The following is a 14,892-nucleotide window of genomic DNA, read 5'->3' as shown; positions in this document are numbered from 1 at the left end:
GACTTATTGAACTCCTTTCGTCATCACCTGTGTCATATGCACCTTGCCATACGCCCATTTCTTTCCTTGGAACGTGTCTTTTAGTGCATTTTTTGTATCTAAAATTAGTTGGCTTTCTGTGCCGATTTGTTCGAGATCGAATACTTGGTGCGGTGTGACAATCACCACTAAGTCATAGTTAGAGAAGGCTTTATAATCAACGGGAATGCTTTGTTGCGTGTTTCCATTGGCGTCTCGGAATACTGGAGCTTCTGGATCACAAAATGAAACATCCGCGCCTCGTGCACATAGTTGTTCATAAATATGAAGGCCTGGAGATTCGCGCAGATCATTACTGTTTTCTTTGTATGCCATGCCGACAAGAAGAATTTTAGAGCCGTTAATCGATTTTTGATGTAGATTTAGTGCTTCTGCTGCGTGATCGACCATTTTCTCTGGCATTAAATGATTGGTTTCGTGCGCTAATTCGATGAAACGGCTATAGAAGTTTTTTGATTTGGCTTTCCAAGATAGATACATCGGGTCAAGCGGAATACAGTGGCCGCCGATTCCTGGTCCTGGTGTAAATTTCATGAAGCCAAACGGTTTGCTACTCGCTGCCTCAATCGTTTCCCAAATATCAATCTCCATTTTTTCAGCTAAAAGTGCCATTTCATTAATAAAAGCGATATTGATGCTGCGGAATGTATTTTCTAAAAGCTTACTCATTTCAGCAACTTCTGCGGAATTAACTGGAACAACTGTATCAATGACTTGCCCGTATAAAATTTCGCCGAGCTCTCTAGATGTCGCGTCCACGCCACCTACGACTTTTGGTGTGTTCAATGTGTGGAATTTCTTGTTGCCCGGATCTACGCGTTCTGGAGAATAGCATGCGAAGAAATCGTGGCCTAGGATGTGGCCTTTTTCGAGCATTGGTGCGCAGATGAGTTCGCGTGTTGTGCCTGGATATGTGGTACTTTCAAGTGAAATAAAGACTTCTTCTTTGGCGTGGATGACAATATCTTGTACTGCGTGTTTAATAAAGCCCATATCTGGTTCCATTGCTTCGGTTAGCGGTGTTGGGACGCAAATGATAATGGCATCTGCCTCGTGCAAAATTTCTGGACTGGCTGATAACTCGAAAGCGTTCGTGTCTAAACACGTTTGAAGTGTCTGATTCGAAATATCGGCAATATCGGACATGCCACTTGCGAGCGACTGAATTTTTTTGGCGCTTGTATCGTAGCCAATCGTTTGAAATCCTTTTTGGACAAAAGCCACGGCGAGCGGTAAACCTACGTAGCCAAGCCCGATAATAGCGATTTTTGCTTCTTTATTTAAAAATTTATTTTTCATATTGCGTTTAATTCCTTTCTGATTTGGGGTTGTTCTAACAATTGAATAAGGCGTTGTGTCACGCGCGTTTGACCGGCTTGATTAGCGTGGTAAACGGAGTCATATACTTCGGTTGCGTCTAATCGGAACAGCTCTGGGGATATCGATTCGCCAAAATAGGCGTACAGTTTTTCGAGATAGGCAGTACGTAATTCTTTCGCGTAGAAAACTGGCGGTAACAGTGTCACACCGATTTTGTTCTCTTGGCATCTCGTCATAAATGCGGCGATTTCTTTCATCGTGTCGGTTTCTTGGAACGTTTCTGGGACGGGGATTGCTTTTAAGGTCGCTGGGTCTCGCAACTGGGTATCCAATCCGAGATAACAGCCTGTTTCTGTGAGTGTCGCGGCTTTACGTTTCGCCAGTTTTTCCGGTGTCGCCGAAGTTCTGGCATGTTTGAGAGAAATAAGGAGCAACTTCCATTTTTGTCGGTATTTTCTTCGGTTTTTCCAGTACTCGCGATGGACAAATGTATCAATACCAAAGCCAAATACGTAATAAAGCGGATTGGTATACTGATTAAATTCCAACGGCAAAAGTACTTGATCGCCCGGTTTTAAATGCGGTTCTATGTTATCGAGCAAATATCGAAAACCTAGTCCAACATTGACGCCTGCATTGAATGTCGGTTTGCCGAGACTTTGTTGTATTTCATCTGTATTAAAGCCATATAGGACGCTACTTCCGCCTAGTAAAACGACTTTTTCTTCGGTACACTCGGCTAGCATTGCTGTTTTTTTAGCAAGTAGGTCTTCCATATTTCGGATACTGTCAAAGTTAAGCATGTGTGCATCACCTTTCTGCTTGTTTTTTACGTACTATTTTTGATTGGATGATTTGTCCGACTTTCAAAAGAAGCGGGTCCCGAAAAAGAAGCAATATTCCGAAATATACAATCCCACCCACAAATACCTGCGCGGCAATAACTGTCACGGCATGCCCATTTAAGACGTATGCGATGCCTTTTTCTGCTGCAAAAGCTATCAAACTCGCCGCCACATACGGGGCTATTTGTTGTATCATTTTTTTAATTGAAAAATATTTTCTAGCAAAGTAAGCTTGTAGTAAACACGTCATCGTCATGAAAATCGTGTAGGAAACTGCCGTGCCATAGCTCCCCCACCATCGAATGAAAACAATGTTCGTGCCTAGACTTATGACCGCCGCAATAAGAACGCTAAAGGCATAGCTTTTATTTTTGCCCGTAGTCACTAAAATTTGTAAACCAAAAATACCAGCTAAACCGGAGAAAAATAAACTAGGAGCTAAAATTTGTAGATTAAGGACCGAGGACTGAAAAGCGCTACCTAAAAACAATGGTATAAATAGCGGCGCGATTGCGATTAAACCGGTCACAAGTGGTAACGTACTAAGCGCTACATAGCGAAAGGAAAAATACATGGAGCGTTCGAAGTCTTCCTTTTTTGCACCATTGTATTGTTTGACCATTCGTGGGCTCATAACGGTTGATAAAGCAGTGACAAATACGACAAACAATGTCATCAATTTAAACGCTTGATTATAAAAACCAACATCCATCGCCGTAGTCATATTTCCTAAAATAACTTTGTTTAAAGCGAGTGGAATGAGCGTGATAATTGGCACGATAGCAACCGTCATCACGGGAATCACATGCCTTTTTGCTTTCTCCCATCGAACTTCAAAGCCTTTCCATTTTCTTAACAGAGGCAGCCATGTCACGAGTTGTCCTAAAAGAAGTGTTGCTGCATTAATCCAAACATAAATCGCTAAATCATCTGCTCCTTTCACGAAGCTAAAGATACCAATCATCGAACCGAGGCGAACCACCATATTCCGAATCATGATGTTTTTCATATTTTCTTGTCCCGTATAGAACCACGTAATATCAAAAACATACGACAAAATGGTCAAAATATTAATCAGAAACAGCATTTGGTATTGCTTTGTATGGAAGGTGAAAATAAGATATATAAGGAGAACAATAACGGAAAAGAAACTTTGCACCACATACAAACTGTAAAATTCCACTTTCAAATCTTGCTCGCGCTTAACACTTGCGATCACTTTTCGACCGTAATCTCCCATGCCAAGCGCTGCAAAAGCTGTGAAAATCTGTACAATCGAGCTCACGTACGCTTCCACACCAACATTCTCTGGCATTAAAACCCGAATAACATAAGGCATTGTGAAAATCGGCGTAATAATGATGAGTAGTTGATAAAGTAAAACGAAAATATAGTTAGTCGTTACTTTCTTCATCGATTAAACCGCATCCTTACCCGTTAGCACTTGTTTTATCGTCATACCGATAATTTGGATGTCTAATTTCAAACTGAGTTTCTGTACATAATAGCTGTCTAGCGCCATTTTCTGGCCATGATTCATATTGCTTCTGCCATTAACTTGCGCCCATCCTGTGACACCTGGTTTCACAAGTAGTCGTGTTTGTTGCGCTCTGGAATAAAGATCCGTGATAGCTGGTATTTCTGGCCGTGGCCCTACCAGACTCATATCCCCGCGCAGTACATTGAAAAGCTGTGGCAATTCATCCAAGCTGAACTTGCGAACGAAAGCACCAATCGGAGAAACTTCTGGATCATTTCCAGATACCGATTTAAAAACAAAATCATCCGGCACGCCATTTTCCCAATCATACACATGTTTTCTAGCACCGCCAGGCTGGTTACTTTTTCGCATCGAGCGGAATTTGAAAATGGAGAACGGTTCATTTCTTAGACCGGTTCTGGTTTGCACAAAAATTACTTTTTCCTTTGGTGAGTCGAGCTTAATCATGAGTGCCACGATGAGAAAAACAGGGCTTAACAAAAGGATTCCAATGAGCGCTAAAACAAAGTCACACATTCTTTTGGCTCTTCTGTATTCATGACTGACGACTAGTATTGCTTTTTGTTCCATAATTACTGACACTTCCTTGTCTTTTATTTGATAAACTCGTTAACTAGCTGGCACAGCGTAGTATATTCCGCGAGTTTGGTTGTAGTTTTGTGGAGCGTCATCTACTTCACGAGTTTGACGGAACCACCTGTTCGTAAATGTTTCACAAGCCCATTCCATAAATAAAATGGGAAATGGGTCAATGCTGTAAACACCGACATGTTTTGACTTTTTCGATAGACTTGCCAAATGTGTTTTGCCATCTGAAATTTATTGCTGGATAACGATGCATTGCCTTTACGATAAAGCGCTAGTGGCTCGGTCAGACCTTTTGCAACATATCCTTTTTTCAAAATCGAAAGCCATGTTGCTGTATCTTCCGCGCCTTTAAAACTTGGCATTTGCACTAGACCGGTTTGTTTGGTGTCAATCATTACTGTCAGGCAACCAATAATGGTGTTGCGCAGCAAATAGCGATAGGTCACCGATTCGGGTACATCGACATGCCCGGTTATGCGCTCTCCGTCTGGACTCATCACATCATAGGCCGTGTAGCTAAGCGCCGCCTTATTTTCTTGCATAAACGCTCGTTGCAACTCCAACTTCTTCGGCTTCCAACAATCATCACTGTCTAAAAAAGCAATATAGCGACCCGTCGCCTGACGAATACCATAATTCCGCGTTCCTGCTGCACCTAAATTTTCTTCGAGCATATACAATCGAATCCGCGGATCGGTATAGGCTTGAACAAGTGCCACAGTCTCATCTGTCGAACAGTCATCTAAAATTAATAGCTCAAAATCAGTCCAACTTTGTGCTAAAACACTGTCTATCGCTGCTTGAATGTGCGCTTCTGCGTTATGTGCAGGCATGATAATACTAATCAATTTTTATCCTTCCTTTCTGTAAATAATAAATATTCAAGGCCGCAAGCCCCATTCCGATACCTAAACTCAGGTGTCGTTTATCAATCGTGCTACTAAGACCAATGCTCGCTGCTACAAAAGCAATACCAATTAAAAGCGGAATCGCGGAGAATGCACTGTACTTTTCCGTCACCCAATAACGAATCGCAAAAACAAAATACGTGATGAAAAAAGCAAGTAACGGTATAAAAGCGAGCAAACCACCATTCGCCAAAGCTTCCAGCCAGTAGTTGTGCGGCGCCCAGTAATTATCAGACGCACGTTCAAAACCATACATATATTCATCTAGTCGAATCGGCAAATTTCCCGCGCCAATACCCATAAAATGTGATTCTTTGATCATATTCCAGGAAGCTTGGTACATTTGTATCCGCTCACTTGTCGAGTCTCCTTTGTCCGTGAAAGAATTATTCACCATCCCGAGCAATTTTTGAACGAAACCAGAGGCATGAAAAGTCGAAACTAGCAAAGCGCCCATACCTAACACATAAACCGCCACGAAAGACCAAATTTTAGACCATCCGAACAACAGGACAAGCATTTCTAGCACAAGCACCACCATTGCAAGTCGAGAATTGGTCATAATAACGAGATAAAGTGAGAGTGAACTAACACCTAGCAAACCGCTAAGCATGATTAGTTTCCTCTTCCAAGTCGTAATATACAACATCACAATCGGGAAAAAAATAGTGATTAAGGAAGCAAAATCATTCGTATTAAACTGAAATCCTGTCGGTTGAAAAGCACTCGTCGTCGTTTCATAAAAGAGCGAACCCGATTGACTCAAATGCTGTCCAGTCAAGCATTCCCAAACACCAAGCATTAAAATACCGATATACAGTACTGTCAGCCATTTTGCAAAGGCATCATATATTTTTTCCGTTCGAATGTAGTAAACACATAGAAAAATGACATACAACCATTCAAAAATAAAATACAGATATCGAAAGCTTTGTCCTAACTCCGGTGCCCAAAATCCTGTTGCCATCATCCCGATAAAGAAGGCAATAAACAGGAAGAGAAAGACTTTCACGTAGCGCAATCTTAGCCAATCTTTCTTTACAAAGAATACGAAGAGAAAAAGGTGAATCGGGATTAAGAGGCGAAATAAAAAGATGTTCTCGTTACCAGGTATTCCTAAATAAGATCCAAAAAAGCCAGAAAAGATAATCACAAAACTAAGTGCTGTTGTGAATTTTTCCATATTGATTGGTAGAAAAATAAAGACGGCAACCAAGAAAAGTGGTAAGGCTAAGAAACCGTAAGGAAGGAAGACGCAAGCTTGGAGTATGGCCGTGATGCCGATAATAAATAACATTGGTTTGAAATGCGTTTGTAGCCAGTTAATAATAGGCATAGGTGTTCTTCTCTTTTTTGTTATACTGCTGACCGTTTAAAATGGTGCCAATAATCGGAACGCCTGTATTTTCAATGTGCGCTTTGGCTTCTTCTACTTCATTCACTTTAGTCACACCACTACGCACGACTAAGACTACACCGTCACATAATGTGGCGATCATACGACCATCTGACAGCACGCGAACCGGCGGTGTATCAATGAAAATCATATCGAATTCGTCTTCTAATCTCGCAAACATTTCGGCTAATAGTCCTGAACTAACTACTTCCAGCGGGTTCGAGGGTAATTGACCTGTTGGTAAGAAAAAGAGATTTTCCTCAGCCAAAGGGATAATTTGATCCATCAACACCGATTGGTCATGTACGCCCAGCATTAAACCGCCGAGTTCTCGTGGGGCAATCGCTTGGGACAGACGTGGCCTGTGTAAATCTAAATCGACTAATAATACTTTTTTGCCTAGTTTGGCGTATTCTTTGGCGATATTGCTAATACAAAATGTTTTTCCTTCGCCTTTATTGGCAGATGTAAACATGATGGTTTGGGCTTTTTTCAGCGTTGTAAGTGCAAATTGGAGACTTACTTGTGCCGAACGAATTTTTTCAGCTTCAAATGATTTGGATTTGCCGTCAAAAAACAGTTTATTTTTCTTTAATCTAGCCATGTTTTATTCTCCTTCTATCAATGGAATGTCGCCTAAGAATCGAAGCCCCATATCATCAAAGCTTTCTCGCTGGCGGATAATATTATCGTAGCTTGCTCGGTACAGTACAATCACTAGCGCAATTCCTAATCCGAAGCCTGCTGCTAATATATATTTCGTCAAACTGCTAACAGCGACTGGTTTACTTGCTTTTTCTAAATTAATCATTTTGGTGCCACTGAATAGCTCTGGGAAATCGCTTTGAACAACGGATGCAATGCCATTTGCGATTATTTCGGCTTGTTCTGGATTTGAATCCACCACGGTAATCGTAAAGACGAGTGAGTTTACGTTCCCCTTCACAGTGACTTTTTTTGTAAGTTCTTCTGGTGTCATATTTAAATCGTATTTATCGATAACTTCTTGCATTGTTCTTGCGCTTCCAATCGTTGTACTGTAGGTATCGCTCAATTGAATCGAGGATCGTACATTGTCCGAAGCCTGTACTTCATTTTTGGAAGTGACGGTTGTGACTAGCACTTGTGTGGATGTTGTATAATTCGGAGTAATCCAAAATTTCTCAATTCCAAAGGTGAGCATGATAAGGATGGCAGGGACGATAACCAACCAGTACCACGATTTTTTAAAACTGCGTAAAATCTGTTTTGTTTTCATTCCTTGTTTCATAATTTCCTCCAATTACTGCGTGTTATAAACGTGGCTTAGCATTTTTTGTGCTTCAATTCCCCAGTGATATTCCTGCTCATAAGCCAAGCGGCCTCGCTCGCCTTCTTGTGCGTACAAATGCGGATTCGCCGCCCGTTTTTCGATTTCGCTTATTAGCTTTTCTGTATCGAAGGGAGAACTAACCGCCCCGCTTTGGTGTTTTTCGATAAAATTTTGCCAATCTGGAAAGTCAGAAGCGAGAATTGGTAGCGATGCCGCCATGTATTCATATAATTTGGTCGCCATCGATTGAAGGTAATTAGGAATCGGATGTAACAGACAAAGACCTAAATCAGATGCCGCGTATGCTTGCCAAATTTCTGGATAAGGCACACGACCGTATACTTGCACAACTGCTTCAAGCTTATGTTTCGTAATAAACTCTTGCACTTCTATCTCTAGACTATTTGTCATCGGACCTAAGAGCTTCAAATAATAGGCTGTTGGTCGCTTTTCTTGTAGGCGCCGAATCAGCTCTAACATCTCAAAAATACCGCGATCTTCCGTAATGCTACCGACATAAATCAGTGTGAATGGGGATTCTGATGCTGTTTTTGGTATGGCTTCCATATAAGTGGGGTAATTGTAAATAGTGGTTTTCTTGCAATCAATGTGTTCGTAGCTTGCCAAATAGGATTCTTCTGCGAAAATAATGTGATCACAGCTCGCCATTGTGTGTTTTTCTATCCGCAAAATCCATTTTTTGAGTGGTTTTCGTAAAAGAGCTGGAATCCATGTTTTTGTTTCAATGTCTGCTGGGAAATTTTCATGCATATCATAGGTTAGAATCGCGTCTGGCTTTTTCTTGCGTAACTTCGGTAAAAGTAGGAGTAGTTCTGGATCGTGAATGTGGTAGTACATTGCATCGGATGCTTTGGCAATTTTATAAAGTTTGCGCCACCGAAGGGGACGGGCCAACCGTGATGTGCTTGCAGGCAGTAAATGAACCCGCAGGCCAGGGTGTTCCACAACTTCCATCCCGTTATCAATCGCGTAGAAGTCAACTTCAAACCCCGCATCAGCGAGCGTCATTGCTTCTTTATAAAAAATGCGTGTGTCGTTCCAAACATGAACGGAACTGAACATCATTATTTTTTTCTCTTGTAACATGTCGTTTCCTTCTCTTCTTTATTTTTTAGGTGAACCGATTGTCCATTTTAGAGTTCGTTCTTTTGCAGCGTTTGTTGGGTGGTATACTAATGTATAATTTTTACCGTTTTTCGGAATAGCGAAGTATGCGTTGCCGTCCAGTGTTTTTCCAGCGGGAATGACATCGCCGAAGCTATCGTGGTAACCGAATGTGTCGATTTTCTTGCCATCTGCTGTTTCTAAATGGAAGTCACCTGCTCCAACACCGAATTCTGATTTTGTCTTGTTGGCAATATGCATCGGAATAACCGTTAGTTCTTTTCCTTTTTCGTTAAAAGTGTCGTCTTGTTTGTACGTGAAGTTTTTTGGTGTCATTTCAATATCTGCCATAACTTTTTTCTTGCCTAGATCGGTTTGCGTTTGTTCTGTTTTCTTAGGACTAGCGTCTTCTTTTGCTGCGCTACAGCCTACCATTGTTGTACTTAATGTTAAAACCGTTGCTGCGGCAATCATTACTTTTTTATATCTATTCATCGAAAAAATCCTCATTTCGCTTATTTCTTATTTTTATCTGCCATATGTCATGGGAAGGTATATAAAATCCTGTCTGTATCAAGATTTATTGGCCATTTTAAATGCGCGTCTGGTGACACACTTGATAATGCTTTTTTATTATTTGAAAGGCGGCATCTTAAACCAGCGGCCTAAGATGCCTGCCTTTCCAAAAATTTAGTTTACAGTGACATCAATTGTTACTACATTCCAGTTCTTGTCATAACCTTTGATTTGAACGACATCACTTGTCGACGTGATTTTGTCTTTTGCGTATACAGTGAATGTTTGTGCTGTTGCATCAAATCCACCTGTACGTGCCTTGACACCATTAACCCAAAGTTCTACGCCGTTCATCGTACCAGTATATGAACCAGTTAAGTTGTCTGTGTTTAATTTGTAAGAAATAGCGCCAATTTTTAGTGCATCTGCTGCTTCACTTGCTGCTTTTACTGTTACGGGTGCTGTTACTTCCTTGCCGTCTTTATCAACGCCAACTACTGTGACAACATCTGTTACTGATTTGATTTTATCTTGTGCATAAACAACAAATGTTTTGCCGTCTCCGCTAATTTGACCTGTGCGGGCAAGTTCGCCATTCACGTAAAGTTTAATGCTTTGACTTACGCCATCAAATGTTCCTGTTAGGTTAGAGTCGCCAATTGTATACGTATCTGGAGTAATTTTTAATGTTTGACCTGCTGCTGCTTTTACGTCTACTTTTGTGCGATCTAGTTCTTGCCAGTTTTTATCGTATAGTACGATTTCGACGTTATCTGTTGCTGCTTTGATGTAGTCTTTTGCGTAAACTTGGTACGTACCTGTTGCTGTGTCTAACGCACCGTTTTTAACCAATACGCCGTTAACAAAGAGTTGTACTTTCGCACCAGCGCCTGAATATGTTCCAGTTACGTTGTTATCGCCTAAGTTGTAAGCTGCTGCTGTTACTTTAGATGGTACACGTTCGCCTAAAACTGGAGAAGTTGCGGCTACACCAGGAACGTTCGCAGAGTTAATCGCACGAACTGTGAATACATTGCCAATGACTTGCATGAATGCTTTATCTGATGCATAAATTTTGTACGTGCCGTCTGGGTTTACGAGACCTGTACGTAGCAAATTGCCTTGGCTGTCATAAAGACCAATTTTGCTTGTTGCAATGTCGGTTTTACCTGTTACATACTCATCGCCTTTATTGTAATCATCAATCGATGGCTTTCCTAAAATCGCTGTTAAAATGGTGCTTTTCGTTGGTGCTGTGGCTGTGCCGGCTACGTCAATAGCTTTGACAGAGAATTCGTCGCCGACAACACGCATAGATGTTTTGTCAGAAGCGTAAATTTTGTACGTACCTGTTGCTGCGTCTACTGCGCCATAACGAAGTAAGTTGCCATCTTTGTCGTAAAGACCAATTTTGCTTGTTGCTTTGTCGGTTTTACCTGTTACATATTCTTGACCTGCGTAGTAAGCGTCAATCGTTGGTTGCGCCAGTTGCGTACCTTGTACGGTTGATTTTGCTGGTTGACTTACATTGCCTGCTGCGTCTTTTGCAACGGCTGTAAATTCTTTACCTACCACTTTAAAATCTGCATTGTCGTTCACGTAGATTTTGAATGTGCCGTCTGCTGCTACGTCACCTGTGCGAACGTCTTTACCACCAATAGAAATCGTTACTTTTGTTGCTGGAGCTGTTGCTTTACCAGTGACATAACCGCTGTCTACCACATAGTTATTGATTGTTGGAGGAGCAACGACTACTGCTTTTGCTTTGACTGTACTTGATGCTTTGTCGCTTGTTTTGCCGTTAGCATCTGTTGCATACGCATGGAAAACTGTTCCTGCTTGTCCCATTGCTGCATTATCGTTCACGTATACTCTGTATGTGCCGTTTGCCGCGACATCTACCGTACGGATGATGTTTCCGCCTACTTCAATTGTTACTTTTTTCGCGCCTGCTGGAGCTGTACCGGAAACATAGCCGTCGTTCACATAGTAGTCATTAATCGTTGGTGCTGCAAAATGATTGTCTACTACGGTTGTGGTTGCACTCGCAGTTTTACCGTTTTTTGTAGCTGTTGCTGTTACTACTGTTCCTGCTGCTTGTTTATCAATCGCCAAGCTGTATTTACCGTCTGATCCTACTTTTCCTGATCCGATTGTTGTTCCTGCTCCGTTTTTGAGTACGATGTCTGCATTTGGTTCTGCTGTTCCTGTTGCTGTTACGGAATCAGTCGTTAGGGCATTAATTGTTGTTGGAGCAATCGTTTGGCCCGCTGCTACGACTGTTTCTGCAGTAGCTATTTTGCCATTTTTTGTAGCTGTAGCTGTTATGACTGTTCCTGCTGCTTGTTTGGAAATGAAGAAGCTGTATTTACCATCTGATCCGACTGTTCCTGATGCAATTGTTGATCCCGCTGTGTCTTTAATTACGATGGCCGCATTCGGTTCTGCTGTTCCTTTTACAACTGTATCATCGGCTGTTAAAGCATCAATTGTTGTTGGAGAAATCGCATCACGTATTACCGTTGTTTGCGCGTATTTTGATTTGCCATCTTTTGTTGCTATCGCTGTTACTACTGTTCCTTCTGGTTGTTTGTCAATTGTCAAACTGTATTTACCGTCTGATCCTACTTTTCCTGATGCAATGATTGTTCCTGCCCCATTTTTGATTTCGATGTCTGCATTTGGTTCTGCTGTTCCTGTTACGTTTACGGAATCAGTTGTCAAAGCGTTAATCGTTGTTGGTGCAATATCTTTACCTGCTGTTACTACTGTTTCTGCACTTGCTGTTTTGCCATCTTTTGTAGCCGTTGCTGTTACTACTGTGCCTGCTGTTTGCTTATCAATAGTTAAGTTGTATTTACCATCTGATCCGACTTTTCCTGATCCGATTGTTGTTCCTGCTCCATTTTTGAGTACGATGTCTGCATTTGGTTCTGCTGTTCCTGTTGCGTTTGTAGAATCAGCCGTCAAAGCGTTAATCGTTGTTGACGCGATTGCATCACGGATTACCGTTGTGTTGGCTTTGGATGTTTTGCCATCTTTTGTAGCTGTTGCTGTTACTACTGTTCCTTCTGCTTGTTTCGCAATCGTCAAGAGATAGATTCCGTCTGATCCGACACGCCCTGTTGCCAATTGTTTATCATTTTGATCTGTAATAACGATGGTTGCGTTTGGTTCTGCTTTTCCTGAAACAGACACAGAATCCGTTGTTAGTGCGTTAATTGTTGTTTGATCGATACCGTCGCGTTCTACAATCGTTGACGCTTTAGATGTGAATCCGCCTAAAGATGCTGATACTGAAATCGTTGTTCCTTCTGGTTGTTTGCCAATTGTTAAGCCATAAATTCCGTCTGATCCAACACGACCTGATGCCAATAGTACACCGTCTTGATCTGTTACAAGAAGTGATGCATTCGGTTCTGCTGTTCCTGAAATAGATACTGATTCCGTAGTAACTTTGTTAATTGTTGTCGCATCAATTTCGCCGCGAACGACTGTTGTTTGTGCTGTGGATGTTTTACCGTTTGATGTCGCAATCGCAATTACTTCTGTTCCAACAGTTTGTTTCGGAATGGTAATACTGTACTTGCCGTCTGATCCTACTTTTCCTGAACCAAGCAGGTCACCAGCATTATTTTTTATCTCAATCGTTGCATTCGGCTCTGCTGTTCCTTCTGCAGTTGTTGATTTTGTTGTTAACGCTGAAATCGTTGTCTGGTCAAGGTCACCTTGTGTTACAGTCGTGGTAGCATGAGAAGTTGCTGTTCCTTTTGTCGCTGTTGCCGTTACTCTTGTACCTACATCTTGTTGTGAGATTGAGATACTATACTTGCCGTCTGATGCTACTTTTCCTGAACCAATAACTTCGCCATTTGCTTTAATTTCGATATCTGCATTTGGTTCTGCTGTTCCTGTTGCTGTTTTTGAATCTGTAGTTAGGGCAGCAATTGTTGTTTGTTCAATAGAAGCTTGGATGACTGTCGTTGATGCAGAAGATGTAATGCCATTAGAGTCAGCTGTTGCTGTTACGACTGTTCCTGCTACTTGTTTCCCAATAGTAACCTCGTAATAACCGTCAGATCCAACACGACCAGAACCTAAGACTTTTCCTGCTGCATCCTTAATTACGATGTTTGCATTTGGCTCTGCTATGCCGACTACTTGTGTAGAATCTGTTGTAAGATCGTCGATGGTTGTTTGGGCGATATTTGTTAAGGCATAGCTACCACCAAATAATTTCCCAGTTGTTTTACTTACAAATTGTGATTGGAATTGCGCGCTGTTTGACGTTAGGTTCTTTTGACTCAAGTTACCTTTATCCCAACCAGATAAGTCAAAGGTTGCTGTTTTGAAGTCGTTGTAGTTGTGCGTTGGTTTGTCGTTATTGATGAAACCGTAATCCCAAGTAGATAGTCCTCTATCGGAATTGATGTTAATTTTAGTAGAGGCGCCAGCATAGTTCGCAAAAACGGATCCAGTAGCATTCGTATTTGTAATAGCAAAATTCGAACCGTTCTCAAATGTTAATGCTTTACCTGTTTGAACTGTTCCTTGCAGGCCTTTAGAAGTCGCAATGAAATCCGCTCCTGATTGAACCGTCAAGCTACCGTTTGTAATAGAAATACCTTCTTCAACCGTATCACCTGCGTCAGCCTTGAATTTAGCGCCTGTTTTAACGACCATATTTCCGCCAGTTGTATAAATGGCTTGTTTCGTTGCAGATCTCAACTCTAAATTTCCAGCGATAGAAATTTGTGTACTGGTATTAGGCACATAAAGCGTATATGACTTCGAATCAACTTTCATACTCGAATTGGCTTCTTGCGTTAGATTTCCCACTACGTAAAGTGCCGTTAAACCAGAATCAACAGAAGAGAAATCAACGTCCGCTCCCTCTTTGACGATCAAGTTCGTTCCTTGGAAAATTTCTTCAAGATTAGAAGTTGCTTTAATATTTCCTTCCAAAATAGCTGTACCTTTAGCATTGTAGATAAACTGTTTACCGCTAGACGTTACGTTCTTATAAGTAACTTGTACGCCAGCATATTCTGACCAGAACAATGGATAAATATTTTGGTTAGTGATTGTTAAATCTTCAATACGGTTGACAGAATCTGCTTTGGCAACACCAATTTTGTTATTATTCATATCAAGTGTGTGCCCGTTACCGTATAGATTTTTTTGTGTTGTGAAATTAAAAGTGGCTGTTACTTTAATATCCGCCATTAATTTAATATCTGTTATCGTTTTGCTATCCAAGGCTGTTTTTAGCTCTGCGAATGTGGATACCTCTGTTGCGTTAGCTGGTGCAGCAGTTGGTGTGGCCTCTGCCACTGCATTTT

Annotated in this window: 11 protein-coding genes; all 11 read right to left on the bottom strand. The window is 41.4% G+C overall.

Going from position 1 to position 14,892, the window contains the following annotated elements:
* Window positions 1–3 precede the first annotated feature (3 nt).
* Window positions 4–1,338: a nucleotide sugar dehydrogenase gene (locus EP57_RS09760; RefSeq protein WP_036086270.1), complete on the bottom strand. Its 1,335-nt coding sequence runs from the start codon at window positions 1,336–1,338 to the stop codon at window positions 4–6.
* A complete protein-coding gene (locus tag EP57_RS09755; protein WP_036086267.1) occupies window positions 1,335–2,162 on the bottom strand; it encodes a hypothetical protein in 828 nt (275 codons plus the stop codon). Before EP57_RS09755 ends, EP57_RS09760 begins: the two co-directional genes overlap by 4 nt.
* Window positions 2,163–2,169: 7 nt before the next feature.
* Complete coding sequence (locus tag EP57_RS09750) at window positions 2,170–3,618, bottom strand: flippase (RefSeq protein ID WP_036086261.1); 1,449 nt, start codon at window positions 3,616–3,618, stop codon at window positions 2,170–2,172.
* A 3-nt stretch (window positions 3,619–3,621) separates the two neighbouring features.
* The gene (locus EP57_RS09745) at window positions 3,622–4,275 is read right to left on the bottom strand and encodes a sugar transferase (protein ID WP_052167632.1); all 654 of its coding nucleotides are present in this window, start codon (window positions 4,273–4,275) and stop codon (window positions 3,622–3,624) included.
* A gap of 101 nt (window positions 4,276–4,376) precedes the next feature.
* A complete protein-coding gene (locus tag EP57_RS09740; RefSeq protein ID WP_241480722.1) occupies window positions 4,377–5,141 on the bottom strand; it encodes a glycosyltransferase family 2 protein in 765 nt (254 codons plus the stop codon).
* Window positions 5,134–6,537, bottom strand: coding sequence for an O-antigen ligase family protein (locus EP57_RS17170; protein WP_241480721.1), 1,404 nt, complete (start codon window positions 6,535–6,537; stop codon window positions 5,134–5,136). The genes EP57_RS09740 and EP57_RS17170 overlap by 8 nt, the downstream gene beginning before the upstream one ends.
* Window positions 6,524–7,201, bottom strand: a complete 678-nt coding sequence (locus EP57_RS09730; protein WP_036086259.1) for a CpsD/CapB family tyrosine-protein kinase — start codon at window positions 7,199–7,201, stop codon at window positions 6,524–6,526. Before EP57_RS09730 ends, EP57_RS17170 begins: the two co-directional genes overlap by 14 nt.
* Window positions 7,202–7,204: 3 nt before the next feature.
* Entirely contained in the window at window positions 7,205–7,867 is a 663-nt protein-coding gene (locus EP57_RS09725) for a YveK family protein (protein WP_036086256.1), read from the bottom strand.
* Between the two features lie 12 nt (window positions 7,868–7,879).
* On the bottom strand, window positions 7,880–9,016 hold the full coding sequence (locus EP57_RS09720; protein WP_036086254.1) for a glycosyltransferase: 1,137 nt from the start codon (window positions 9,014–9,016) through the stop codon (window positions 7,880–7,882).
* Window positions 9,017–9,034: 18 nt separating this feature from the next.
* A complete protein-coding gene (locus EP57_RS09715) occupies window positions 9,035–9,529 on the bottom strand; it encodes a DUF4352 domain-containing protein (protein WP_241480720.1) in 495 nt (164 codons plus the stop codon).
* Window positions 9,530–9,724: 195 nt separating this feature from the next.
* Window positions 9,725–14,892 (bottom strand): Ig-like domain-containing protein (locus EP57_RS16970; protein WP_077916829.1); only part of this gene is annotated, 5,168 nt, incomplete at its 5' end.

Source organism: Listeria booriae (assembly GCF_000766865.1).
GTDB lineage: Bacteria > Bacillota > Bacilli > Lactobacillales > Listeriaceae > Listeria_A > Listeria_A booriae.
This window is presented reverse-complemented; position numbering and strand designations above follow the sequence as displayed.

Excerpts from the sequence above, each read along its gene's own strand:
- EP57_RS09760 (WP_036086270.1), bottom strand. The coding sequence starts at position 1,338 with ATGAAAAATAAATTTTTAAATAAAGAAGCAAAAATCGCTATTATCGGG.
- EP57_RS09755 (WP_036086267.1), bottom strand. The coding sequence starts at position 2,162 with ATGCTTAACTTTGACAGTATCCGAAATATGGAAGACCTACTTGCTAAA.
- EP57_RS09750 (WP_036086261.1), bottom strand. The coding sequence starts at position 3,618 with ATGAAGAAAGTAACGACTAACTATATTTTCGTTTTACTTTATCAACTA.
- EP57_RS09745 (WP_052167632.1), bottom strand. The coding sequence starts at position 4,275 with ATGGAACAAAAAGCAATACTAGTCGTCAGTCATGAATACAGAAGAGCC.
- EP57_RS17170 (WP_241480721.1), bottom strand. The coding sequence starts at position 6,537 with ATGCCTATTATTAACTGGCTACAAACGCATTTCAAACCAATGTTATTT.
- EP57_RS09730 (WP_036086259.1), bottom strand. The coding sequence starts at position 7,201 with ATGGCTAGATTAAAGAAAAATAAACTGTTTTTTGACGGCAAATCCAAA.
- EP57_RS09725 (WP_036086256.1), bottom strand. The coding sequence starts at position 7,867 with ATGAAACAAGGAATGAAAACAAAACAGATTTTACGCAGTTTTAAAAAA.
- EP57_RS09720 (WP_036086254.1), bottom strand. The coding sequence starts at position 9,016 with ATGTTACAAGAGAAAAAAATAATGATGTTCAGTTCCGTTCATGTTTGG.
- EP57_RS09715 (WP_241480720.1), bottom strand. The coding sequence starts at position 9,529 with ATGAATAGATATAAAAAAGTAATGATTGCCGCAGCAACGGTTTTAACA.